At 69.5% G+C, this 23,113-nt stretch carries 21 protein-coding genes; 15 read left to right on the top strand and 6 right to left on the bottom strand.

All coding sequences use genetic code 11. The annotated features are described in order from the left end of the window. Positions 1–66: 66 nt before the first annotated feature. The 7 genes from U5A56_RS33805 to U5A56_RS33775 all read left to right on the top strand — a co-directional run bounded on the left by U5A56_RS33805 (position 67) and on the right by U5A56_RS33775 (position 5,713). Complete coding sequence (locus tag U5A56_RS33805; protein ID WP_321926872.1) at positions 67–603, top strand: NUDIX domain-containing protein; 537 nt, start codon at positions 67–69, stop codon at positions 601–603. Positions 604–752: 149 nt separating this feature from the next. Further along, a complete protein-coding gene (locus U5A56_RS33800) occupies positions 753–1,190 on the top strand; it encodes a thioesterase family protein (RefSeq protein WP_321822053.1) in 438 nt (145 codons plus the stop codon). Between the two features lie 13 nt (positions 1,191–1,203). Continuing rightward, positions 1,204–2,139, top strand: coding sequence for a branched-chain amino acid ABC transporter permease (locus U5A56_RS33795; protein ID WP_321926870.1), 936 nt, complete (start codon positions 1,204–1,206; stop codon positions 2,137–2,139). Next, positions 2,132–3,358 (top strand): branched-chain amino acid ABC transporter permease, encoded by a 1,227-nt coding sequence (locus U5A56_RS33790; protein ID WP_321926868.1) that lies wholly within the window; start codon positions 2,132–2,134, stop codon positions 3,356–3,358. Before U5A56_RS33795 ends, U5A56_RS33790 begins: the two co-directional genes overlap by 8 nt. Next, a complete protein-coding gene (locus U5A56_RS33785; RefSeq protein WP_321926866.1) occupies positions 3,355–4,104 on the top strand; it encodes an ABC transporter ATP-binding protein in 750 nt (249 codons plus the stop codon). The genes U5A56_RS33790 and U5A56_RS33785 overlap by 4 nt, the downstream gene beginning before the upstream one ends. Next, positions 4,101–4,805 (top strand): ABC transporter ATP-binding protein, encoded by a 705-nt coding sequence (locus U5A56_RS33780; protein ID WP_321926864.1) that lies wholly within the window; start codon positions 4,101–4,103, stop codon positions 4,803–4,805. The genes U5A56_RS33785 and U5A56_RS33780 overlap by 4 nt, the downstream gene beginning before the upstream one ends. Positions 4,806–4,966: 161 nt before the next feature. Next, the gene (locus U5A56_RS33775; RefSeq protein ID WP_257774079.1) at positions 4,967–5,713 is read left to right on the top strand and encodes a glucose 1-dehydrogenase; all 747 of its coding nucleotides are present in this window, start codon (positions 4,967–4,969) and stop codon (positions 5,711–5,713) included. Positions 5,714–5,736: 23 nt separating this feature from the next. On the opposite strand, the gene U5A56_RS33770 is transcribed toward U5A56_RS33775, so the two are convergent. The 5 genes from U5A56_RS33770 to U5A56_RS33750 all read right to left on the bottom strand — a co-directional run bounded on the left by U5A56_RS33770 (position 5,737) and on the right by U5A56_RS33750 (position 12,045). Then, positions 5,737–6,231, bottom strand: coding sequence for a heme-degrading domain-containing protein (locus U5A56_RS33770; RefSeq protein ID WP_321926862.1), 495 nt, complete (start codon positions 6,229–6,231; stop codon positions 5,737–5,739). 84 nt (positions 6,232–6,315) lie between these two features. Further along, positions 6,316–7,134 (bottom strand): 5-deoxy-glucuronate isomerase, encoded by an 819-nt coding sequence (gene iolB / locus U5A56_RS33765; protein WP_321926860.1) that lies wholly within the window; start codon positions 7,132–7,134, stop codon positions 6,316–6,318. Between the two features lie 31 nt (positions 7,135–7,165). Then, positions 7,166–8,095, bottom strand: a complete 930-nt coding sequence (gene iolE, locus U5A56_RS33760; protein WP_124523020.1) for a myo-inosose-2 dehydratase — start codon at positions 8,093–8,095, stop codon at positions 7,166–7,168. 61 nt (positions 8,096–8,156) lie between these two features. Further along, the gene (gene iolD, locus U5A56_RS33755; protein WP_321926857.1) at positions 8,157–10,040 is read right to left on the bottom strand and encodes a 3D-(3,5/4)-trihydroxycyclohexane-1,2-dione acylhydrolase (decyclizing); all 1,884 of its coding nucleotides are present in this window, start codon (positions 10,038–10,040) and stop codon (positions 8,157–8,159) included. Positions 10,041–10,086: 46 nt separating this feature from the next. Beyond that, positions 10,087–12,045 (bottom strand): bifunctional 5-dehydro-2-deoxygluconokinase/5-dehydro-2-deoxyphosphogluconate aldolase, encoded by a 1,959-nt coding sequence (locus U5A56_RS33750; protein ID WP_321926855.1) that lies wholly within the window; start codon positions 12,043–12,045, stop codon positions 10,087–10,089. Between the two features lie 317 nt (positions 12,046–12,362). Here U5A56_RS33750 and U5A56_RS33745 point away from each other — a divergent pair, with 317 nt between their 5' ends. The 8 genes from U5A56_RS33745 to U5A56_RS33710 all read left to right on the top strand — a co-directional run bounded on the left by U5A56_RS33745 (position 12,363) and on the right by U5A56_RS33710 (position 21,477). Next, on the top strand, positions 12,363–13,289 hold the full coding sequence (locus tag U5A56_RS33745; RefSeq protein WP_044846095.1) for a sugar ABC transporter substrate-binding protein: 927 nt from the start codon (positions 12,363–12,365) through the stop codon (positions 13,287–13,289). A gap of 68 nt (positions 13,290–13,357) precedes the next feature. Continuing rightward, the gene (locus tag U5A56_RS33740) at positions 13,358–14,932 is read left to right on the top strand and encodes a sugar ABC transporter ATP-binding protein (RefSeq protein ID WP_044846094.1); all 1,575 of its coding nucleotides are present in this window, start codon (positions 13,358–13,360) and stop codon (positions 14,930–14,932) included. 27 nt (positions 14,933–14,959) lie between these two features. Next, positions 14,960–15,985 (top strand): ABC transporter permease, encoded by a 1,026-nt coding sequence (locus U5A56_RS33735; protein ID WP_014722872.1) that lies wholly within the window; start codon positions 14,960–14,962, stop codon positions 15,983–15,985. Between the two features lie 35 nt (positions 15,986–16,020). Further along, complete coding sequence (locus U5A56_RS33730; RefSeq protein ID WP_321810376.1) at positions 16,021–16,935, top strand: sugar phosphate isomerase/epimerase; 915 nt, start codon at positions 16,021–16,023, stop codon at positions 16,933–16,935. Between the two features lie 74 nt (positions 16,936–17,009). After that, positions 17,010–18,023, top strand: coding sequence for a Gfo/Idh/MocA family protein (locus U5A56_RS33725; RefSeq protein ID WP_044846092.1), 1,014 nt, complete (start codon positions 17,010–17,012; stop codon positions 18,021–18,023). 85 nt (positions 18,024–18,108) lie between these two features. Continuing rightward, on the top strand, positions 18,109–19,035 hold the full coding sequence (locus U5A56_RS33720) for a TIM barrel protein (RefSeq protein ID WP_321926852.1): 927 nt from the start codon (positions 18,109–18,111) through the stop codon (positions 19,033–19,035). A gap of 66 nt (positions 19,036–19,101) precedes the next feature. After that, the gene (locus U5A56_RS33715) at positions 19,102–20,274 is read left to right on the top strand and encodes a Gfo/Idh/MocA family protein (RefSeq protein ID WP_044846091.1); all 1,173 of its coding nucleotides are present in this window, start codon (positions 19,102–19,104) and stop codon (positions 20,272–20,274) included. 318 nt (positions 20,275–20,592) lie between these two features. Further along, positions 20,593–21,477: a MurR/RpiR family transcriptional regulator gene (locus U5A56_RS33710; protein ID WP_321802155.1), complete on the top strand. Its 885-nt coding sequence runs from the start codon at positions 20,593–20,595 to the stop codon at positions 21,475–21,477. An 84-nt stretch (positions 21,478–21,561) separates the two neighbouring features. Here U5A56_RS33710 and U5A56_RS33705 read toward each other — a convergent pair whose 3' ends face one another. Further along, entirely contained in the window at positions 21,562–23,082 is a 1,521-nt protein-coding gene (locus U5A56_RS33705) for a CoA-acylating methylmalonate-semialdehyde dehydrogenase (RefSeq protein ID WP_321802156.1), read from the bottom strand. Positions 23,083–23,113: the final 31 nt, after the last annotated feature.

Raw genomic sequence — 23,113 nt, 5'->3', positions numbered from 1 at the left:
CCCGCGCCGAGCGGGCGCGCGACGCGGCTTGCAGGCCGCCGCCGGGCGTTCGCCAGATCCCCATCGATGACCACCGCCGACTACCGTTTTTGCCCGCGCTGCGCGCGTCCGCTGACCGAGCGCGCCGATCCCGACCACGAAGGCGGCCGCGTCCGCCAGGCCTGCCCGGACGACACGTGCGGCTACGTGCACTGGAACAACCCGCTGCCGGTGGTGGCCGCGATCGTCGAGCTCGACGGCAAGATCCTGCTCGCGCGCAACGCGGCCTGGCCGGAAGGGATGTTCGCGCTGATCACCGGCTTCCTCGAGAACGGCGAGACGCCCGAGGACGGCATCGCGCGCGAGGTGTTCGAGGAAACCGCACTGAAGGCCGAGCAGGTCACGCTGGTCGGCGTCTATGAATTCATCCGCAAGAACGAACTGATCATCGCGTACCACGTGCGCGCGTCGGGCACGGTCGCGCTGTCGCCGGAACTGCTCGAATACCGGCTCGTCGATCCGCCGCTGCTGCGCCCGTGGCGCGCCGGCACCGGCTACGCGCTCGCCGACTGGATGCGCGCGCGCGGCCTCGATTTCGAATTCGTCGACCGAGCGGGGCAGTGACGGGCCGCGCCGCCGCCATGTCGTCCGTCGCGCCGGGCACGATCGCGGCGCGGCATCTCGCCATTCGCCGGCGGGCCGTTCCGCACGGCCGCCGCGCGACGTGCGCTTCATCTTCCTCGTCCTGACCGCCCACCGCCATCGCCACCGCCATGTCCGACAAGCCGCAGCCGCGTCCGCGCGACGCCTACCGCCACTTCCTGCCGATCACGACCCGCTGGATGGACAACGACGTCTACGGGCACGTGAACAACGTCGTCTACTACAGCTACTTCGACACCGTCGTGAACGAATACCTGATCCGCGCGGGCGTGCTCGACGTCGAGCACGGGCAGACGATCGGGCTCGTGGTCGAGACGCAGTGCAACTACTTCGCGCCGCTCGTCTTTCCGCAGTCGGTCGACGCGGGGCTGCGCGTCGCGAAGCTCGGCACGTCGAGCGTGCGCTACGAGATCGGGCTGTTCGCAGCGGGCGAAGCCGAGCCGGCCGCGCAGGGACACTTCGTGCACGTGTACGTCGATCGCGGCACGCGCCGCCCGGTGCCGCTGCCGGACGCGCTGCGCGCGGCGCTCGAACCGCTCGCCGGCTGACGGGCGCGCGGCGGTGCACGCGTTCGCGCTCCAGGCGTTCAACGGCCTCAGCTACGGGTTGCTGCTGTTCATGCTGTCGGCCGGCCTCACGCTGATCTTCAGCGTGCAGGGCGTGCTCAACTTCGCGCATGCGAGCTTCTACATGCTCGGCGCGTACGTCGGCTACAGCATCGCGGCCCGCGCGGGTTTCTGGCCCGCGCTCGGGCTCGCGCCGCTCGCGGTCGGGCTGCTCGGCGCCGGCTGCGAGCGCGCCCTGCTGCGCCGCGTGCAGGCGCACGGGCACACGAGCGAACTGCTGCTGACCTTCGGGCTCGCGTACCTGATCGGCGAGGGCGCGAAACTGCTGTGGGGCCTCGCACCGCTGCCGGCCCCGGTGCCGCCGCTGTTCGACGGCGCGCCCGTGACCGTGTTCGGCCTCGCGCTGCCGCGCTACCGGCTCTTCATGATGGCGATGTCCGCGGCGATGCTGGTCGCGCTCGGCGCGCTGCTGCGCACGTCGCGCGTCGGCCTCGTCGTGCGCGCCGCGCTCACGCATCGCGCGGCCGTCGAGGCGCTCGGCTACGACGTGCCGCGCGTGATGACGGGACTGTTCGGCGCGGGCACCGCGCTCGCGGCGCTGGCCGGCGTGATCGGCGCGCCGCTCGCGGTGATCGAGCCGGCGCTGGCCGAGACCGTCGGGTCGGTGGTGTTCGCGGTCGTCGTGATCGGCGGGCTCGGCTCGCTCGGCGGCGCGTTCGCCGCGTCGCTCGCGGTCGGCTTCGCGCAGACCTTCGCGGCGTCCAGCGACACGTCGCTGCGCGACCTCGCGCAATGGGCAGGCCTCGCGCTGCCCGACGGCGTCGCGGCCGTGTCGATCGCGCAGCTCGCCCCGCTGGTCCCGTACCTGCTGCTCGTCGCGGTGCTGGTCGCCCGGCCGCGCGGGCTGTTCGGCGAGCGTGTCGATGGCTAGCCGCGCGCGGGCCGGCGCGCTGCGCTGGGTGCTGTTCGCCGCGTGCGTGGCCGTGCCCGCGTGGCTGTGGCCGCAGGGCGCGGTGCTCGGCTACCTCGCGCAGACGGCCGCGCTCGTCGTGCTCGCGCTGTCGTACAACCTGCAGCTCGGCACGACCGGGCTGCTGTCGTTCGGCCATGCGGCCGTCGCGGGGCTCGGCGCGTTCGCCGCCGCGCACTGGTTCAATCATGTCGGCGCGCCGCTGCCGCTGTTGCCGCTCGTCGGCGGCGCGGCCGGCGCGGGCTTCGGGTTCCTGGCCGGCCTGCTCGCGACACGCCGCGCGGGCACCGTGTTCGCGATGATCACGCTCGGCCTCGGCGAATGCGTCGCGGCGGCCGCATGGAGCGTGCCTGCGTGGTTCGGCGGCGTCGGCGGCGTGCCGATCGACCGCGCGAGCGGCGCGCCCTGGGGCGGCTGGCATTTCGGTGCGCAAACGCAGGCCTACGCGGTGATCGCCGCATGGTGCATCGTGTCGGCGCTGGCGATGCACGCGCTGACGCGCACGCCGCTCGCCCGGCTCGCGAACGCGGTGCGCGACAACCCCGCGCGCGTCGCCGCACTCGGCACCGAGCCGCGCCGCGTGCGGCTCGCGATGGTCACCTGCGCGTCGTTCTTCGCGGGCATCGCCGGCACGCTGACGCTGATCGACGTCGAGATCGCGACGCCCGACAGCGTGTCGATGGCGCGTTCGGCGACCGTGCTGATCGCCGCGGTGATCGGCGGCACCGGCACGTTCTTCGGGCCGGCGGCCGGCGCGGTGGTGCTGACCGCGCTGAGCGTCGTCGTCGCGGGCGTGTCGCGCGCATGGGCGCTGTATCTCGGCGTGCTGTTCGTCGCGGTCGTCATCGCCGCGCCGCGCGGGATCGCGGGCATCGCGCAAGCGTTCGCGCATGCGTTGCGGCGCGGCGCGCCGGCGGCCGAGCGGTGGCGCCTGTTGTGCGGGGGCGGCGCGTGCGTGTTCTGGGGCGTCGCGATCGTCTGCGCGGCCGAGCTCGGCTATGCGTGGCGTTTCGCGCAGGACGACGGCACCGGCATCGCGTTCGGCGCGTGGGGCATCGACGCCGATTCGCCGGCGGGCTGGGCCGTCGCGGCCTCGGCGGCCGGCATCGGCACGCTGCTGTGGGGCTGGCGCGCGCGGTTGCTGAACCACCGGCACGGCACGCGGGAGGACGGGCTATGAACGGCAACGCGATCGCGCTCCACGGGATCGTGCAGCGTTTCGGCGCGCAGACCGTGCTCGACGGCATCGAATTGAGCATCGCGGCCGGCGAGCGTCATGCGCTGATCGGGCCGAACGGCGCGGGCAAGTCGACGCTGTTCGGCGTGATCGCCGGCGCGACGCGGCCGACGCGCGGGCGCGTCGTGCTGCACGGTGTCGAGTTGCGCGGGCGCGGGCCGGTCGTCGCGAGCCGGCTCGGCATCGGCCGCAGTTTCCAGCAGACGAGTGCGTTCGCGCGGCTGAGCGTGTTCGACAACCTGCGCTGCGCGGCGCTGCATGCACCGGCCGAGCGGGGGCGCTGGTGGAACCGGCTGCGCGAATCGGCATCGGTCGATCGCGCGGCCGCGCGCGTGCTGCACGACATCGGCCTCGATGCGCGGCGCGACGCGCCGGCCGGCGCACTCGGCTATGCGGAACAGCGCGCGCTCGATCTGGGCATCGCGCTCGCGAGCGGCGCGCGCACGCTGCTGCTCGACGAGCCGACCGCCGGCATGAACCGCGACCAGGCGGCGCGGATGATCGCGCTGATCCGCGCGACGACGCAGGGCCGCACGGTGCTGATGATCGAGCACGACATGGATGCGGTGTTCGGCTTCGCCGAGCGCATCACGGTGCTCGTGCGCGGCACGGTGGTCGCGACCGGTGCGCCCGACGCGATCCGCGCGGACCCGGCCGTGCGCGCCGCCTGTCTCGGCGAGGGTGCATGAGCGCGCTGCTCGACATCCGCGGCCTGCGTGCATGGTACGGAAGCCAGCCCGTGCTCGACGGCGTCGATCTCGCGCTCGCGCCGGGCGAGACGCTCGCGCTGCTCGGCCGCAACGGCGCGGGCCGCTCGACGCTCGCGAAGGCCGTGATGGGGCTCGTGCGCACCGCGGGCTCGGTGCGCATCGCCGGCGCCGAATGCGCGGGCGCGCGCACGTTCGAGATCGCGCGGCGCGGCGTCGCGTACGTCGCCGAAAGCCGCGACGTGTTTCCGCTGCTGAGCGTGCGCGACAACTTGCGGCTCGGGCTGCGCGGCCTGAGCGGCGCGGCCGAACGTGCCGCGCTCGACCGGCTGCTCGCGCGCTTTGCGCTGCTGGCCGCGCGGGCCGACGTGAAGGCCGGGCGGCTGTCGGGCGGCGAGCAGCAGGTGCTCGCGCTGGTGCGCGCGCTCGCCGGCCGCCCGCGCGTGCTGATCGTCGACGAACCGGCCGAAGGGCTCGCGCCGCTCGCGGTCGACGCAGTCGGCGCCTGCCTTGCCGCGCTGCAGGACGACGGCGTCGCGATCCTGCTGATCGAGCAGCGGCTGCAGCTCGCGCCGCGGCTCGCGCAGCGCGTCGCGATAATGGGGCGCGGGCGGATCGTCTACGACGGCGCGCTCGACGGGCTCGGCGGCGACGTCGTCGGCACGTGGCTGAGCGCCGGCTGACCGTCCGTCGACCGATTGTTCGGCAAACCTCGCCAGTCAATTCGTGTCGAGCCGCTTTATCGCGGCCGCCGGAACCGCGAAGATTGCCAGCAAGGCCGGTGCGCCGCGACAGGCGCGACCGGTACCTATCCATCGAAGTCTTCCGACTGAGAAATGAAATCATGAGCAAGCTGGCAGGCAAGGTCGCGATCGTCACGGGCGCTTCCAAGGGGATCGGCGCCGCAATCGCGAAGGCGCTGGGCGCCGAAGGCGCGTCGGTCGTCGTCAACTACGCGAGCAGCAAGGCCGGCGCCGACGCGGTCGTGAGCGCGATCGTCGAAGCGGGCGGCCGCGCGGTCGCGGTCGGCGGCGACGTGTCGAAGGCAGCGGACGCGCAGCGCATCGTCGATACGGCGATCGACACGTACGGCCGGCTCGACGTGCTGGTCAACAATTCCGGCGTGTACGAATTCGCGCCGATCGAGGCGATCACCGAAGAGCACTACCGCCGGCAGTTCGACACGAACGTGTTCGGCGTGCTGCTGACGACGCAGGCCGCCGTCAAGCATCTGGGCGAGGGCGCGAGCATCATCAACATCAGTTCCGTGGTGACGAGCATCACGCCGCCCGCGAGCGCCGTGTACAGCGGCACCAAGGGCGCCGTCGACGCGATCACCGGCGTGCTCGCGCTCGAACTCGGCCCGCGCAAGATTCGCGTGAACGCGATCAACCCGGGCATGATCGTGACCGAAGGCACGCACAGCGCGGGCATCATCGGTTCGGACCTCGACCGGCAGGTGCAAAGCCAGACGCCGCTCGGCCGCCTCGGCGAGCCGGACGACATCGCTTCGGTCGCGGTGTTCCTCGCATCGGACGATGCGCGCTGGCTGACCGGCGAGCGCCTCGTCGCGAGCGGCGGGCTGCACTGATCGCGCGCGCCGGCTCGCGCCCGCTACGCGATTATCGCGAGCGCGTTCGCGCCGACATGCCAGCGCAGGCTCTCGACGACGAGCGCATGATCGCGTTCGTCGTCGAGCCCGGCGATCGCCATCGCGCCGACGATGCCGCCGTCGGCCAGCCGCAGCGGCACGCCGCCGCCGTCGAGCGCATAGTCGGCATCCGACAATCCCTGCGACTGCAACGACCAGCCGGCGCGGCGAAAGCGCGCGCCGACCTCGAGCGAACTGACGCCGAAGCGCAACACCGTGTTCTGCCGGCGGCGGATCGCGTCGCTGTCGCGGGCGCGGCTGCCGTCGAGCGCGCAATAGAACAGCGGTGCGGCTTCGCCGACGATGCCGACCGCGATCGGCAGCCCGCGGCGCGACGCGAGATTGATCGCGATGTCGCCGAGCCGGCGCGCGACGTCGGCATCGAAGTGCGCCAGCATCGGCGTTGAGGCCGTGTCGCCGAAGGGCGTGGGCGCGCAGCGCGGGAAAGGGATCGGCATGGCAGCTCCGTGTCGTCGCAAGTCCGGCTCGTGCGCGCGTCCTGCGTCGCGCGCCGGCCGTCGATCGTTCAGCGCGTCAATGCATCAGCGCCCGGGCGCCGCGTCGAGCATCCACTCGTGCGCGGGGTCGTTCTTGAACGCCCACGCGCGGCTCGGCCCGGCCATCACGTTCAGGTAGTACAGGTTGTAGCCGTGCGGCGCGACCACCGGGTGATAGCCGCGCGGCACCATCACGACGTCGTGGTTCTCGACCGCGCATGCCTCGTCGAGGCTGCGGTCGTCCGTGTACACGCGCTGGAACGCGAAACCCTGCGGCGGATCGATCCGGTGGTAATAGGTTTCCTCGAGCGACGTTTCGTCGGGCGCCGCGTCGCGATCGTGCTTGTGCGGCGGATAGCTGCTCGAGTGGCTCGCGGGCGTGATCACTTCGACGACCAGCAGCCGGTCCGCGGCCGGGTTGTCGCCCATCAGGATGTCGCATACGTAGCGCGTGTTGGTGCCTTGCCCGCGCACCGCACGCCGCATCCGTTCGCCGTCGAGGCGCTGCACGCGCTTGTCGCCGCTCGCGTAAGGCGCGGTGCACAGCGCGACTTCCGCGTCGCGCGTCGCCACCAGCGTGACGGTCTTGCCGCCCGGCACGTACAGTGCGTCCGGCGACACTTCCTCGAACACGCTGTCGCGCTTGCCGAGTGCGTCGTAGGTCTCGCCGTCGACTAGCGCGCGCAGCGTGCCCGTGAGCACGACGACGCACAGTTCGCGCGTGCCCGTGTCGAGCGTTTCGGTGTCGCCGGCCTTCAGGCGCAGCGCGCGAAAGCCGACGTGTTTCCAGCCGGCCGACTCGGGCGTCACGTTGCAGATTTCGCGGTCGGCGGATGCCTTGACCAGCAGGGGAGAAATCGTCATGGCGTGAGGTTCCTCGATGAGATGACGGGGCTTACGCGCTCAACCGGTCGACGATCGCGCGCAGCGATTCGTAGCCCTTCTTCGCATACTGATAGCTCGGCGCGACGGCCGGGTCCTGCTCGGCCTCGACCACGAGCCAGCCTTCGTAGCCGGCGTCCTTCAGCGTGCGCAGCGTCGCTTCGTAATCGAGCGCGCCGTCGCCCGGCACCGTGAAGGTGCCGTTGATCACGCCGTTCAGGAAGCTCCAGCCGCCGTTGCGCGCCTGCGTGACGACCTGCGGCCGCACGTCCTTGCAGTGCACGTGCACGACGCGCGCCACGTGCTTCCTCAGCAGCGCGACCGGATCGGCCGCGCCGCCGAAATACGCGTGGCCCGTGTCGAACAGCAGGAACACCTTCGCGGGATCGGTCAGCGCCATCAGCCGGTCGACGTCGTCCGGCGATTCGACGTACGCGCCCATGTGGTGATGGTAGGCGAGCTTGATCCCGTAGGTCTCGAGCAGGTGCGCGCCGAATGCGTCGAGGCGCGCCGCATAGCGCCGCCAGGTTTCATCGTCGACGAAACGCGGGCGCTTGGCGACCGGCGTGTCGATGCTGCCCTGGATCGTGCCCGCGCATTCGCCGTACACCACGACCTTCACGTCGTTGAACTGCAGCTTCGTCATGTGCGCGCGGCAGCGCTCGATTTCGGCCTCGACGGCATCGGCGTCGCTCATGCCCGGCGCGACTTCCGCCAGAAATCCCGAATACCAGCCCGACACGCACACGAGCCCGAACTCGGCGAGCTTCGCCTTCAGCTCGGGGCCCGTCTTCGGAAACTTGTTGCCGAGCTCGAAGCCCGCGTAGCCGATTTCGGCGCCTTCCTTCAGTGCCGTCTCGAGCGGCGTCTCGCCGCCGAGCGACGGCAGGTCGTCGTTCATCCACGACAGGGGATTGATACCGATGCGAACGTTCCAGCTCATGACGTGCTTCCTTGGTTCGAATGTTGTTTTCGCGGAGCGGCGGATTGAATGGGGAAACGGATCAGCGCCGCTGCCGGGTTTTCTCGTCGAGATACGTCCGGTGCGCGCGTTCGACACCGGCGCGCGCGGATACCTGCGGCACCGCGACTTCCCACCACGCGCCGCCGTCCGCGGTCGTGCGCTCGTGCGTCGTGTCGATCACGATGACCTGGCTCGTCTTCGCTGCGCGCGCACGCTTCATTTCGCTGCGCAGCTCGCCGACGTCGCGCACGTGCACGGCTTCGGCGCCCATCGAGCGCGCATGCATCGCGAAGTCGATCGTCGAGCGTTCGCCGCCTTCCGGCACGCAGTCGTCGAGCATGTTGTTGAAGCTCGCGCCGCCGCAATTGATCTGCAGCCGCTCGATGCAGCCGTAGCCGCGGTTGTCGAGGATCACGACGATGAGCTTGCGGCCGAGCATCACGGACGTCGCGAGTTCGGCGTTGAGCATCATGTACGAGCCGTCGCCGACGATCACGATCACTTCGCGCTCGGGCCGCGCGAGCTTCGCGCCGAGGCCGCCTGCGACCTCGTAGCCCATGCACGAGTACGCGTAGTCCATGTGGTAGTTGCCCGGCACGCCGCTGCGCCACAGCTTGTGCAGTTCGGCCGGCAGCGTGCCGGCCGCGCACACGACGAGATCGTCGCGCGCGCTGTCGCGCCCCGCGTCGGCCGCCGAGTCGCGCACCGCGCCGATCACTTCCGCGTCGTACGGCAGGGTGTCCTTCGGCACGCGCGTGGTCAGCTCGGTCACGCGCGCGTTCCACGCGGCGGCCTGATCCTGGTTCGCGGCCGTCCACGCCGCATCCGCGCGCCAGCCGGCGAGCGCGGCCGACAGCTGGCCGAGGCCCGTGCGCGCATCGGCGATCAATTGTCGGCCGCGTTTCTTGCCCGCGTCGAACGGCTGCACGTTCAGGTTCAGCAGCGTCGCATTGCCGAACAGCGCGTGCGAGCCGGTCGTGAAGTCCTGCAGGCGCGTGCCGACCGCGAACACCACGTCGGCCTGCGCGGCCGCGCGGTTCGCGGCGGGCGAGCCCGTCACGCCGATCGAGCCGAGGTTCAGCGGGTGGTCCCACGCGAGGCTGCCCTTGCCGGCCTGCGATTCGGCGACCGGCACGCCGTGCGTGTCGGCGAACGTGCGCAGCGCGTCCCACGCCTGGCTGTACAGCACGCCGCCGCCGGCGACGATCAGCGGTTTCTTCGCCGCTTTCAACACGTCGAGCGCATCCGCGAGTTCGAGCGTGTCGGCAGGCGGGCGGCGCATCCGGATCACCGGCGGCGCGAAGAAATCCTCCGGCCAGTCGTACGCGAAGGTCTGCACGTCCTGCGGCAGCGCGAGGCACACGGGGCCGCACTGCGCGGGGTCGGTCATCACCTGGATCGCGCGCGGCAGTGCGACCAGCAGCTGCTCGGGCGACGTGATCCGGTCGAAGTAGCGCGTCACCGGCCGGAAGCAGTCGTTCGCGCTGACGTCGCCCTGTTCGAAGTCCTCGACCTGCTGCAGCACCGGGTCGGGCAGCCGCGACACGAACACGTCGCCGGGCAGCAGCAACAGCGGCAGCCGGCCGACGTGCGCGAGCGCCGCGGAGGTCAGCATGTTGGTCGCGCCGGGGCCGATGCTCGACGTCGCGGCCATCATTCGCTGGCGGAAGTTCGCTTTCGCGAACGCGACGGCCGCATTCGCCATTCCTTGCTCGTTGTGCGCGCGGAACGTCGGCAGCCGTTCTTTTTCGGCATGCAGCGCTTCGCCGAGCCCGGCCACGTTGCCGTGGCCGAAGATCGCGAACACGCCGCCGCAATACGGCAGGATCTCGGTGCGGCCGTCCGGCTGGACGACTTCGGCGCGCAGGGCGGCCAGGTAGCGCACGAGCGCCTGGCTGACGGTCAGTCTCACGGTGGTGGTCATCGTCTGTCGATCAGGAGGAATCGGGTGGTCATCACGGACATCTGCATCAGGCGGCTGCGGCGGCGCGCGCGGCGGCACGGCGGCCGAGCCACGCGTCGACCAGCTGCGCGAAATTGCCGGCCACTTCGTCGATCAGCGCCTGGTCGTCGATCCGGCCGGCGAGCCAGTGCAGCGACGCGTCGGCCCAAAGCGTGCGCCCGACCATGAAGCCCTTGACGATCGGGTTGGTCGCCGAGCGGAAGCTGTCGACCAGATATTGCAACGGCTGGTTCAGCCCGAGGATCACCGCGCCGCGGCAGTGCGGGTCGCGCTCGGCCACCAGCGTCTCGAGCCGGGCCCAGCCGTCGGCGCTCATCGGCGCGAGCTTCCACCACTCCGGCATCACGCCGAGGTTGTAGAAGCGCGCGACCGTGCGCAGCACCGCGTCGTCCTCGGTGCCGGGCGGCGTGACCGCGCGCGGCGGAATGATTTCCAGCAGCAGCTCGTTGCCGCTCGCGCGCGTGGCTTCCCACAGCTCCAGCACGCGCTGCTCCTGCGCGACGCGCAGGTCGACGTCGTCGTCGGGGTGGTAGTGGACGAGGCACTTCACGACCTGTTCGGTCGGCCAGTGCGTGAGCGACGAGCCGACCGAGCGCGTGTCGTCGAAGCACAGCGGCCGCGAGCCGGGCAGCTCGACCGGGCGGCCGACCCACCAGCCGCGGCCGGTGGCCGACGCGAGCGCGTCGCGGCCATATGCGCCGCCGTCGATCAGCACGCCGACGTGGCCTTCGATCCGGCGATCGCGCTCGACCTGTTCGGCCGCGCGCACGAGCAGGCGCTTGAGCGTCTTGATCCGCGCCTCGTCCGCGCCGGCCTGCACCGCGAGCTCGTAGAACTGGCTGCGATGGTCGAACGCCATCACGCACAGGTCGTCCCATGCGCGGCGCGGCACCGTCACGCGATGGAGGTGCGCGAGCGCGCGATCGGCGTCCACCTGCGGATTGCGGCTGCCGCCGAACCAGTGCGCGAGCTCGGCCGGCGTCGGCATCGCGGCCGAGCACGCGTGGCGCGACACGACGATCGCACCGCACGCATTCGCGATGCGCGTCGCTTGCGCCCAGCCGTGCCCGCGCAGCAGCCCGGACAGCAGGCCCGACAGGAACGCGTCGCCCGCGCCCAGCACGTTCAGGACTTCGACGCGTTCGCCGTGGAAGGTCGGCGCATTGTCGATGCGCGCAGGGATGTCGCCTTCAATCACGCAGCAGCCGAGCGCGCCGCGCTTGACCACCAGCACCGCACCGCTCGCGCGGCGCACGGCCTGCAGCGACGCGATCAGGTCGTGCGGCACGCCGCCCGCGATCAGGAATTCCTCCTCGGTGCCGACCAGCAGGTCGAACTCGCCGAGCACCTGCTGCAGCTGCCGCGTGACCTGCGCGTCGGGCACGTAGCGGTTCTCGCCCGCGCCGCGCGCGGTCAGCCCCCACAGCACCGGCCGGTAGTCGATGTCGAGGATCCGCACGACGCCGTGGCGGCGCGCGTAGCCGAGCGCGGTCAGCGACGCCTCGCGGGTGCCCGGCGTCGAAAGATGGGTGCCGGTGATCGCGAGCGCGCGGCAGCCGGCGATGAAGTCCTCGCGGATCTCGTCGGCGCGCACGGCCATGTCCGCGCAGTTCTCGCGCACGAACAGCAGCGGGAACGTGTCGCGATCCTTCAGCCCGAGCAGCACGAGCGCGGTCAGGCGTTCCGGATCGGTCTGCAGCTGGCTCGTGTCGCAGCCTTCGCGCTCGAGCGTCTCGCGCACGAAGCGGCCCATCTGCTCGTCGCCGACGCGCGAGATCATCGCGGTCTTCAGCCCGAGCCGGGCGACGCCGAACGCGACGTTGCCCGACGAGCCGCCGAGATACATCTGGAAGCTGCGCGCATCCTCCAGGCGGCTGCCGTACTGTTGCGCGTAAAGGTCCACGGCGACGCGGCCGAGGCAGGCGAGATCGATGGGGCGGTCAGTCGGAAAGTTCAACGGGCTCATATCACGTATCACGCTCGCGGCCGGCGTTCGACCCTGCCGGCGGATTGAGGGACCGATCCTGCGACGGCGGTCCGTCACGTGCGCGGCACGACACGGGAACGCCTGCCGCAAGGAATCGGGCTACGGAACGGAGTCTAGACTTTTTGGAAATCCAGTTCCCTAGGTGAAATCACGTAGAAATAAATTTCCAAATTTTCGAAGAAGTGATCTACAGTTTCATCCGGATGCTTCAGTCCGAATCGGATCCGATCGGACTCGGCCCGGCGGCGCGCAACGCGCCGTTTTTCCGCCCCCGGAGATGAGGAGACAGAGTGATCATGAAGACCAAGCTGATGGCCGCCGCGGCCGCCGCAATCCTGGCCATGCCGCTCGCGCATGCCGAGAAGATCGGCGTGACGATGGCATCGTTCGACGACACGTTCCTGACGATCCTGCGCAACAGCATCGGCGATGCGGCGAAGAAGGACGGCGCGACCGTGCAGATCGAGGACGGCGGCAACGACGTCGGCAAGCAGTTGAGCCAGGTCCAGAACATGATCGCGCAGAAGGTCGACGCGATCATCGTGAATGCGGTCGACACCGACGCGACGCCGAAGATCACCAAGATGGTGACCGCCGCGAAGATCCCGCTCGTCTACGTGAACCGCAAGCCGGTCGATTTCGACAAGCTGCCGGCCGGCGTCGCGGTGGTCGCGTCCGACGAGAAACAGTCGGGCACGCTGCAGGCGCGCCAGGTGTGCAAGCTGCTCGGCGGCAAGGGCGACATCCTGGTGCTGATGGGCGAGCTGTCCAACGAGTCGGCGCGCGCGCGCACGAAGGACATCGAGGACGTGATCGCGACCAAGGACTGTGCCGGCATGAAGATCGTCGACAAGCGCGAAGGCAAGTGGAGCCGCACGCAGGGCCAGGACATCACGATGAACTGGCTGAGCTCCGGGACGAAGTTCGACGCGATCGTGTCGAACAACGACGAAATGGCGATCGGCGCGATCAACGCGCTGAAGGCCGCGCGCAAGCTGACGCCGAAGACGGTCGTCGCGGGCATCGACGCGACGCCGGACGGGCTCGCGGCGATGAAGAGCGGCGAGCTGAAGGTGTCGGTGTACCAGAACGCGGCCGGGCAGGGCGCGCAGGCCGTCGCGGCCGCGCTCAAGCTGGCGAAGAAGCAGCCCGTCGAGCGCTTCGTGAACGTCCCGTTCGAACTCGTCACGCCGGAGAACATGAACCAGTACGCGAAGCACTGACCGGTTTTTCCGCTGAACTGCGCGGGCCCGGCGTGTCCGGGTTCGCGTGTGACTTTCGAGGAACGTCCATGTTTACAGCCAGGATGGCGCGCTCGATGGCGAGCGAAAGCGCGCCGGCCGCCTCGTCCGCCGCACCGGGTTCGTCCGGTGTGCCCGCCGCCGACTGCGTGCTCGAGGTGCGCGGCGTCGGCAAGTCGTTTCCCGGCGTCGTCGCGCTCGACGGCGTGCAGTTCCGCGTGCGGCGCGGCACCGTGCATGCGCTGATGGGCGAGAACGGCGCCGGCAAGTCGACGCTGATGAAGATCATCGCCGGCGTCTACACGCCCGACCAGGGCGAGATCCTGATCAACGGCGAGCCCGTCGTGCTGAACGGCCCGCTCGACGCGCTCGATCGCGGGATCGCGATGATCCACCAGGAACTCAACCTGATGCCGTACATGACGGTCGCGGAGAACATCTGGATCCGCCGCGAACCGAAGAACCGCTTCGGCCTGATCGATCACGCCGAGCTGCGCCGCCGCACCGCCGCGCTGTTCGAGCGGCTGTCGATCGACATCGACCCGGAAGCCGACGTGCGCACGCTGACGGTCGCGAGCCGCCAGATGGTCGAGATCGCGAAGGCCGTGTCGTTCGACTCCGACGTGCTGATCATGGACGAGCCGACTTCCGCGCTGACCGACAAGGAGGTCACGCACCTGTTCCGCATCATTCGCCAGCTGCGCGAGCAGGGCAAGGGCATCGTCTACATCACGCACAAGATGAACGAGCTGTTCGAGATCGCCGACGAGTTCTCGGTGTTCCGCGACGGCAAGTACATCGGCACGCACGCGTCGAGCGACGTCACGCGCGACGACATCATCCGCATGATGGTCGGCCGCGAGATCACGCAGATGTTCCCGAAGGAAGAGGTGCCGATCGGCGACGTCGTGCTGGCCGTGAAGAACCTCGGCGTCGACGGGGTGTTCCGCGACGTCAGCTTCGAGCTGCGCGCGGGCGAGATCCTCGGCGTCGCGGGCCTCGTCGGCTCGGGGCGCTCGAACGTCGCGGAGGCGCTGTTCGGCGTCGTGCCGGCCACCTCCGGCGAGATCCTGATCGACGGCAAGCCGGTGCGCATCGCCACGCCCGCGCAGGCGATGAAGCACGGGATGGCGTTCCTCACCGAGGACCGCAAGGACACCGGCTGCTTCCTGAATCTCGACCTGCTCGCGAACATGGAAGCGGCGGTGCTCAGCAACCGCTACGTGAAGTTCAATTTCGTGCGGCAGGCGCAGTTGAAACGCGACTGCGAGGAAATGAGCCGGATGCTGCGCGTGAAGACGCCCGGGCTGCACGAGGAAATCCAGAACCTGTCGGGCGGCAACCAGCAGAAGGTGCTGATCGGCAGATGGTTGCTCACGCAACCGCGCATCCTGATCCTCGACGAGCCGACCCGCGGGATCGACGTCGGCGCGAAGGCCGAGATCCACCGGCTCGTCAGCGCGCTCGCCGGCAAGGGCGTCGCGGTGCTGATGATCTCGTCGGAGATGCCGGAGGTGCTCGGCATGAGCGATCGCGTGATGGTGATGCACGAAGGCCGGATGACCGGCATCGTCGAACGCAAGGACGCCGACCAGGTCCGCATCATGGACCTGGCCTCGCGCTGAGCCGCAACAAGCATGGAGACAACTGAAATGGGCAACCTGAATCCGGTCGCGGACGCGCAGTCCATGACGATCAAGACGCGGCACGCGAAGTGGCCGCCCGAACTGAGCATCTTCCTGGTGCTGGTGGGCATCAGCCTGTTCTTCGAGGTGATCGGCTGGCTGGTCGTCGGGCAGAGCTTCCTGTTCAACGCGGAGCGGCTCGAGATCATCGTGCTGCAGATGGCCGTGATCGGCATCATCGCGGTCGGCGTGAACCTCGTGATCATCACGAGCGGGATCGACCTGTCGTCGGGGTCCGTCGTCGCGGCGGCGGCGGTCGTGTCGGCCAGCCTCGCGCAGGTGTCCGATTTTCCGCGCGCGGTGTTCCCGCACCTGACCGACCTGCCGATCATCTGGCCGGTGCTGGCCGGCGTGTGCGTCGGGCTGCTGGTCGGCCTGCTCAACGGCTCGCTGATCGCGCTGACGGGCATCCCGCCGTTCATCGCGACGCTCGGCACGATGGTGGCCGCGCGCGGCTTCGCGAAGTGGTTCACCAACGGGATGCCGGTATCGATGCTGACCGACCAGTTCGCGGCGATCGGCGCGGGCGCGAACCCGGTGATCATCTTCGTCGTGGTGGCCGCGATCTTCCACGTCGTGCTGCGCTACACGCGCTTCGGCAAGTACACGTATGCGATCGGCGCGAACCGCCACGCGGCCGTCGTATCGGGCATCAACGTGACGCGCCATCTGGTGTTCGTCTATGCGATCGCGGGCCTCCTGAGCGGGATCGCCGGCACCGTGACGGCCGCGCGCGCGATCTCAGGCCAGTCGGGCATGGGCGTGATGTACGAGCTCGACGCGATCGCGGCCGTCGTGATCGGCGGCACGTCGCTGTCGGGCGGCCTCGGGCGCGTGACGGGCACCGTGATCGGCGTGCTGATCCTCGGCGTGATGACGTCGGGCTTCACGTTCATCCGGATCGACGCGTACTACCAGGAGATGGTCAAGGGCGCGATCATCGTCGCGGCCGTGATCGCCGACCAGTATCGCAACAAGAAATCGCGCCGCTGACCGGCCGAGATCGAACACAACCGATCGGGAAGAAAATGAAGATCGCTTTGGATCCCTACATGATTCGCCACCTGCCGCTCGACCGGCTGCCGCATGCGGTGGCCGAGCTCGGCTACGACCAGATCGAGCTGTCGCCGCGCAGCGACTTTCTCGACTGGTGGGTGATGCCGCGCGCGACGCGCGAGCGCATGGCCGCGTTCCGGCAAGCGTTGCGCGCGAGCGGCGTGGGCCTTGCGTCGCTGCAGCCGATGTACCGCTGGGCCAGCCCGTTCGATGACGAGCGGCAGTGGGCGGTGCGCTGCTGGAAGAAGGCGATCGAGGTCGCGCTCGAGATGGAATGCCCGCTGATGGTCTCCGAATTCGGGCGCGGCGCGTCGCCGGAGCGCTCGGTCGGCGAACGGCCGGGCGCGAATCCGAAGGAGCTGTGCGAAGCCGCGTGGTTCCGTTCGATGGACGAGCTGCTGCCGATCCTCGAGCGCGAACGCATCGTGCTGTCGGTCGAGCCGCATCCGGAAGACTGGATCGAGCAACTGCAGCCGGCGATCGACATCGTCACGAACATCGGTTCGCCGTCGCTGAAGCTGTCGTACATCGCGCCGCACACGTTCTATTACGGCGACGACATGGCCGCGATGATCGCGGCCGCCGCGCCGATCCTCGCGCACGTGCGCGTGGCCGACACGTTCGACCACCGCAAGAGCAGCCAGCTGCGCTACATCGTGAACCCGCCGGGCTCGAACCAGATCCGCGTGCACCAGCATCTCGACATCGGGCAGGGCGAGATCGACTGGGACGTGTTTTTCCGCGCACTCGGCAGCGCCGGCTTCGACGGCGTGATGTCGTCGTGCGTGTTCGCGTGGGAGGACCGCGCGGAAGCGTCGTCGCGCTACATGCGCGACACGATCCAGCGCTACGTCGAACGCCATTTCGAACGGGCGGCCGCGCGCTGACCCGTTTTGGAACCATTGCCGACCGGCGCGGCACGGGCCGCGCCGTCGTTGAACCAGAGACTGGAGATATCCGGATGACCTTGCAAATCGGCGTGATCGGCTGCGGCGCGATCGGCCAGGACCATATCCGCAGGCTCACGCGCACGCTGTCCGGCGCGCGCGTGGTGGCCGTCAACGACATCGATCCGCAGCAGGCGCGCGATGCGGTGACGAAGTACGGGCTCGACGCGGAAATCTACGGCGACGGCCACGAAGTGGTCGCGGCTGCCGACGTACAGGCCGTGCTCGTCACGTCGTGGGGGCCGACGCACGAGGCGTTCGTGCTCGACGCGATCGCGCACGGCAAGCCGGTGTTCTGCGAGAAGCCTTTGGCCGTCACGGCCGACGGCTGCATGCGCATCGTCGAAGCCGAGGTCGCGCACGGCCGCCGGCTCGTGCAGGTCGGCTTCATGCGTCCGTACGACGAAGGCTATCGCGCGCTCAAGCGCGTGATCGACGGCGGCGAGATCGGCGCGCCGCTGATGCTGCATTGCGCGCACCGCAACCAGTCGGTCGGCGAGCGCTATACGACCGACATGGCGATCACCGACACGCTGATCCACGAACTAGACGTGCTGCGCTGGCTGCTCGGCGAGGACTATGCGAGCGCGCAGGTCGTCTATCCGAAGAAGACGCGCCATGCGTCCGCGCATCTCGCCGATCCGCAGATCGTGCTGCTCGAAACCGCGAGCGGCGTGCGCATCGACGTCGAGATCTTCGTGAACTGCCAATACGGCTACGACATCCAGTGCGAGGTGGTCGGCGAGAACGGCATCGCGAAGCTGCCCGATCCGCCCGCGGTCGGGCTCAAGCACGCGGCGCGGCAGTCGGTCGAGATCATGACCGACTGGAAGGAGCGCTTCATCGCGTCGTACGACGTCGAGCTGCAGGCGTTCATCGACGGCGTGCGGCAGGGTGCGCTGACCGGGCCGTCCGCGTGGGACGGCTATGCGGCGGCGGTCGCGGCCGATGCGTGCGTGCGCGCGCAGCAGAGCGGGGCGGTCGAGCCGATCGCGATGGCCGAACGCCCGGCGTTCTATCGCGGCTGAACCGGCTGAACACGCCGACACCGGGCCGCGTGTCCACGCGGCCATGCTCGCGGCCGCGCGCCGCTTTCCTGCGGGACTGACCGACATGACCATGAAGATTGGCTGCGCGCCCTGCTGCTGGGGCGTCGACGACGTGAAGAACCCGCACCTGCCGCCGTGGCGGCAGGTGCTCGCCGAGGCCGCACAGGCCGGCTATTCGGGCATCGAGCTCGGCCCGTACGGCTACATCCCGCTCGAGCTCGACGTGGTGAGCGCCGAGCTCGAGCGGCAGCGTTTGAGCATCACCGCCGGCACGATCTTCGACGACCTGGTGTCGCCGGAGCACCTGCCGAACCTGCTGCGCCAGACGCGCGAGATCTGCGCGCTGATCACGCGCTTGCCGAAGCTGCCGACGCAGCCGGGCCAGCGTCATGCGGCGCCGTATCTGGTCGTGATGGACTGGGGGCACGACGAACGCGACTACGCGGCCGGCCACGCCGATCGCGCGCCGCGCCTGTCCGCCGAACGCTGGGCGCGCATGGTCGACCACATTCGCGAAATCGCGACGATCGCGCGCGACGAATTCGGCGTGCGCGCGGTGATCCATCCGCATGCGGGCGGCTACATCGAGTTCGCGGACGAGATCGACCGGATCGTCGCCGACGTCGCGGCCGATACGGCGGGCCTCTGTCTCGACACCGGCCACCTTTACTACTCGGGGATGGATCCCGAGACGTGGCTGCGCCGTCACGCGGCGCGGCTCGACTACGTGCATTTCAAGGATATCGACGCGGCCGTGTACGACGCGGTGATGGGCGAACACATCGCCTTCTTCGCGGCGTGCGCGCGTGGCGTGATGTGCCCGATCGGCACCGGCGTGCTCGACTACCGCGCGATCCGTCGCGCGCTCGACGACATCGGCTATGCGGGAACCATCACGATCGAACAGGAGCGCGATCCGCGCAATGCCGGCACGAGCCTGCGCGACGTCGCGGCGAGCCGCGAGTTTCTCGCATCGGCCGGGTTCGCGTAATCGGCCGTCGGCCCGACCCTCTGCACACACTTTGAACACCTGAACACGGACAGGAACACGACAATCATGATCGACGGACAGATTCTGCTCGGACACTCGATTCCCTGGGGCATGGTCGGCGGCGGGCTCGGCAGCCAGATCGGCTACAGCCACCGGTCGGCCGCATTGCGAGACGGCAGCTTCCAGCTCGTTGCCGGCGCATTCGACATCGATGCCGAACGCGGGCGGCAATTCGGCGTGAAGCTCGGTGTCGACGCCGGGCGCTGCTATCCCGACTACCGGACGATGTTCGACGCCGAGGCGAAGCGTGCCGACGGCATCCGCGCGGTGTCGATCGCGACGCCGAACAACACGCACTTCGAAATTTGCCGCGCGGCGCTGAACGCGGGGCTGCACGTCGTGTGCGAAAAGCCGCTGTGCTTCACGACCGAGGAGGCCGAGGCGCTGCAGCGGCTGTCGGTCGAGAAGAACCGCATCGTCGGCGTCGCGTACGGCTATTCCGGACACCAGATGATCGAGCAGGCGCGCGAAATGATCGCGCGCGGCGATCTCGGCGAGATCCGCATCGTGCAGATGCAGTTCGCGCACGGCTTTCACAGCGAGGGCGTCGAAGCCGCGAGCGCCGCCGCGCGCTGGCGCGTCGACCCGAAGTTCGCGGGGCCGAGCTACGTGCTCGGCGACATCGGCACGCATCCGCTGTACATCTCCGAAGTGATGGCGCCGGAGCTGCGGATCAAACGGCTGATGTGCTCGCGGCAGAGCTTCGTGAAGAGTCGCGCGCCGCTCGAGGACAACGCGTTCACGATCATGGAGTACGACACGGGCGCGATCGGCTACGTGTGGTCGAGTGCGGTGAACGCGGGCTCGATGCACGGGCAGAAGGTGCGCGTGATCGGCTCGAAGGCGAGCGTCGAATGGTGGGACGAACATCCGAACCAGTTGCGCTACGAGATCCAGGGGCAGCCCGCGCAGGTGCTCGATCGCGGGATGGGCTATCTGCATCCGCACGCATTGCGCGAGGACCGCATCGGCGCCGGGCATCCGGAAGGGCTGTTCGAAGCGTGGTCGAATCTGTACGCACGCTTCGCGCTCGCGATGGACGCGGCCGATCGCGGCGACGCGCAGGCGTTGAAGAACATCCGCTTTCCGGATGTCCATGCGGGCGTCGAAGGCGTGCGGTGGGTCGAGAACTGCGTGCGGTCCGCCGATGCGGGCGGCGTATGGGTCGACTATCGGTGAGCAAGCGGTGAGCAAGCGGCGGCCGATGCGCGGCGCCGGCCGGCGGCCCAGGGCGGCTGCCGGCGACCCTCGGCGGAGCCGTCCGCATCGGCGTCGGTAGACGCCCTAATCTTTACGGCTCGGCGACGGCGTTGGAAAATCGTTTCCATTCCGGCCGTGGAGCGTGTGCAGGTGATGATCGAGCGCGTGGGAGCGAGCGTGCGGCGCGGGCCGTGCCGCAAACGTGATTAAATTCGCCCTTCATGCATGTCCATAGGTGAGTCCCGGGCGCACGCGCAGGCGGCGCGCGGATCGGGGCCGTCAACTTCGCGCTATCCGATGAGTTCATCCGAGAAACCACCCGCCACCGTCGAGGCGTTCCTGCAGCATCTGACGCAGGAGTACGACGGCCTCAGCAATCGCCTGAAGGTGATTGCGCGTCACGTGGAAACGCATCGGGACCAGCTGGGCCTGGAAGGCATCCAGTCGCTCGCGGAGGCGTGCGGCGTGCAGCCGTCGGCCGTCGTCCGGTTCGCGAAGCATTTCGGCTTTTCGGGTTTCTCCGAGATGCAGCGGCTGTTCCGCGAGGGGCTGGCCCAGCAGATCGCGCCGGGCCGCGCGTACAACCTGCGGCTGCGCGACGTGATCGAATCGGGCGAGTCGAGCCTGCAGCCCGAGCAGATCGCCGACGAATTCATCAAGGGCAGCATTGCCGGCATGCAGCAGCTGCGGCAGACGCTCGACCCGCACGCGCTCGCACAGGCCGTCGACCTGCTCGCCGACACGCAGGCGATCTGGATCGCCGGCTCGCGCCGCGCGTTTCCGATCGCCGTGTATCTCGACTATGCGCTGCAGCACACCGACAAGCGCATCGGCCTGTTCAGCGCGCTCGGCAGCATGCATCTCGGCCAGATCCGCTCGGTGCGCGAGGGCGACGTGATGATCGTGATCTCGTTCATGCCGTACGCGGAAGAGACGGTGCAGGTCGCGCAGCAGGCCGTGCAGCGCGGCGCGCGCCTGATCGCGATCACCGACAGCCGGATGAGCCCGCTCGCGCGGGAGGCCGAGGTGACGCTGATGGTGCAGGACAGCGAGACGTTCGGGTTCCGTGCACTGACCGCGACGATGGGCCTCGCGCAGAGCCTGTTCGTCGCGCTCGCGTACCGGCTCGAGCTGTCGTACCTGCCTACCGCCGACGGCGCCCACGGCACGCAGGCCGGCTGAAGGCCGGCTGAAGGCCGGCTGACGCCGGCCTTCGATTCGCCGGCCGCCCGCGCATTCCATCGGCGGGCGGCGCGTCGACCGCGCTTACTTCGCGGTCGGCATCGCGAATTCGGCGCCCTTGCCGATGCTCGACGCCCAGCGCTGCATCACCGACTTCTGGCGCGTGTAGAAGCGCACGCCTTCCTCGCCGTACGCGTGCATGTCGCCGAACAGGCTCTTCTTCCAGCCGCCGAAGCCGTGCCAGGCCATCGGCACCGGGATCGGCACGTTGATGCCGACCATGCCGACCTGGATGCGCCGCGCGAATTCGCGCGCGATGCCGCCGTCGCTCGTGAAGCATGCGACGCCGTTGCCGAATTCGTGTGCGTTGATCAGGTCGACCGCTGCGCCGAAGTCCTTCACGCGCACGCAGCCAAGCACCGGCCCGAAGATCTCTTCCTTGTAGATGCGCATGTCGGGGCTCACGTGATCGAACAGCGTGCCGCCGGTGAAGAAGCCTTCCTCGCGGCCCGGCACGCGCAGCCCGCGGCCGTCGACCACCAGTTGCGCGCCTTCGCTGACGCCTTGCCCGATATAACCTTCGATGCGCTTGAGCGCGTCGCCGGTGACGATCGGTCCCATCTCGACTTCCGGCGACATCCCGTCGCCGATCACCAGCTTGCGCGCGCGCTCGGCCACCAACGGCACGATCTTGTCGGCCACGTCGCCGACCAGCACCGCGATGCTGATCGCCATGCAGCGCTCGCCGGCCGAGCCGTACGCGGCGCCGATCAGCGCGTCGACCGCCTGCTCGATGTTCGCGTCCGGCATCACGACGAGATGGTTCTTCGCGCCGCCGAGCGCCTGCACGCGCTTGCCCGACTGCACCGCGCGCTGCTGCACGTAGGCCGCGATCGGCGTCGAGCCGACGAAGCTGACGGCCTGCACGTCCGGGTGGTCGAGGAGCGCGTCGACCGCGCCCTTGTCGCCCTGCACGACGTTGAACACGCCGGCGGGCAGGCCCGCCTGCGTGAGCAGGTCGGCGATGAACAGCGCCGCCGACGGGTCGCGTTCGCTCGGCTTCAGCACGAACGTGTTGCCCGTCGCGAGCGCGACCGGGAACATCCAGCACGGCACCATGCACGGGAAGTTGAACGGCGTGATGCCGGCGACGACGCCGAGCGGCTGGCGCATCGTCCAGTTGTCGATGCCGGTGCTGACCTGGTCGGTGAAGTCGCCCTTCAGCAGTTGCGGCACGCCGCATGCGAATTCGATGATGTCGATGCCGCGCGCGACTTCGCCCTGCGCATCCGAGAACACCTTGCCGTGCTCGGCCGTGATGATGGCGGCCAGCGTGTCGCGGTGTTCGTTCATCAACTGCAGGAAGCGGTGCAGCACGCGGGCGCGGCGGATCGGCGGCGTGTCGGCCCAGGCGGGGAACGCCGCACGGGCGGACGCGACGGCGCGCTGCACTTCGTCGTCGCCGGCGAGCGCGACGCGGCGCACCGCGCGGCCGAGCGCCGGATTGAAGACGTCCTGGAAGCGGCCGCTGCGGCCGGCGACGGGTGCGCCGTCGATGTAGTGGCCGACGTCGGCGTCGGACGTATAGGCGGGAACCGTGGTCATGCGTGTCTCCTGGGCATGGGAATGGGGGTGG

The organism is Burkholderia sp. BCC1998 (genome assembly GCF_905339875.1).
In the GTDB taxonomy this organism is placed as follows: Bacteria; Pseudomonadota; Gammaproteobacteria; order Burkholderiales; family Burkholderiaceae; genus Burkholderia.
Note: the sequence above shows the minus strand (reverse complement) of the source record. Positions and strands in the feature narration are given on the sequence as shown.

What these genes read in the sequence shown, in the direction of transcription:
- U5A56_RS33805 (WP_321926872.1), top strand. Translation starts at nt 67, where the DNA reads ATGACCACCGCCGACTACCGTTTTTGCCCGCGCTGCGCGCGTCCGCTG.
- U5A56_RS33800 (WP_321822053.1), top strand. Translation starts at nt 753, where the DNA reads ATGTCCGACAAGCCGCAGCCGCGTCCGCGCGACGCCTACCGCCACTTC.
- U5A56_RS33790 (WP_321926868.1), top strand. Translation starts at nt 2,132, where the DNA reads ATGGCTAGCCGCGCGCGGGCCGGCGCGCTGCGCTGGGTGCTGTTCGCC.
- U5A56_RS33785 (WP_321926866.1), top strand. Translation starts at nt 3,355, where the DNA reads ATGAACGGCAACGCGATCGCGCTCCACGGGATCGTGCAGCGTTTCGGC.
- U5A56_RS33780 (WP_321926864.1), top strand. Translation starts at nt 4,101, where the DNA reads ATGAGCGCGCTGCTCGACATCCGCGGCCTGCGTGCATGGTACGGAAGC.
- U5A56_RS33775 (WP_257774079.1), top strand. Translation starts at nt 4,967, where the DNA reads ATGAGCAAGCTGGCAGGCAAGGTCGCGATCGTCACGGGCGCTTCCAAG.
- U5A56_RS33770 (WP_321926862.1), bottom strand. Translation starts at nt 6,231, where the DNA reads ATGCCGATCCCTTTCCCGCGCTGCGCGCCCACGCCCTTCGGCGACACG.
- iolB (WP_321926860.1), bottom strand. Translation starts at nt 7,134, where the DNA reads ATGACGATTTCTCCCCTGCTGGTCAAGGCATCCGCCGACCGCGAAATC.
- iolE (WP_124523020.1), bottom strand. Translation starts at nt 8,095, where the DNA reads ATGAGCTGGAACGTTCGCATCGGTATCAATCCCCTGTCGTGGATGAAC.
- iolD (WP_321926857.1), bottom strand. Translation starts at nt 10,040, where the DNA reads ATGACCACCACCGTGAGACTGACCGTCAGCCAGGCGCTCGTGCGCTAC.
- U5A56_RS33750 (WP_321926855.1), bottom strand. Translation starts at nt 12,045, where the DNA reads ATGAGCCCGTTGAACTTTCCGACTGACCGCCCCATCGATCTCGCCTGC.
- U5A56_RS33745 (WP_044846095.1), top strand. Translation starts at nt 12,363, where the DNA reads ATGAAGACCAAGCTGATGGCCGCCGCGGCCGCCGCAATCCTGGCCATG.
- U5A56_RS33740 (WP_044846094.1), top strand. Translation starts at nt 13,358, where the DNA reads ATGTTTACAGCCAGGATGGCGCGCTCGATGGCGAGCGAAAGCGCGCCG.
- U5A56_RS33735 (WP_014722872.1), top strand. Translation starts at nt 14,960, where the DNA reads ATGGGCAACCTGAATCCGGTCGCGGACGCGCAGTCCATGACGATCAAG.
- U5A56_RS33730 (WP_321810376.1), top strand. Translation starts at nt 16,021, where the DNA reads ATGAAGATCGCTTTGGATCCCTACATGATTCGCCACCTGCCGCTCGAC.
- U5A56_RS33725 (WP_044846092.1), top strand. Translation starts at nt 17,010, where the DNA reads ATGACCTTGCAAATCGGCGTGATCGGCTGCGGCGCGATCGGCCAGGAC.
- U5A56_RS33720 (WP_321926852.1), top strand. Translation starts at nt 18,109, where the DNA reads ATGACCATGAAGATTGGCTGCGCGCCCTGCTGCTGGGGCGTCGACGAC.
- U5A56_RS33715 (WP_044846091.1), top strand. Translation starts at nt 19,102, where the DNA reads ATGATCGACGGACAGATTCTGCTCGGACACTCGATTCCCTGGGGCATG.
- U5A56_RS33710 (WP_321802155.1), top strand. Translation starts at nt 20,593, where the DNA reads ATGAGTTCATCCGAGAAACCACCCGCCACCGTCGAGGCGTTCCTGCAG.
- U5A56_RS33705 (WP_321802156.1), bottom strand. Translation starts at nt 23,082, where the DNA reads ATGACCACGGTTCCCGCCTATACGTCCGACGCCGACGTCGGCCACTAC.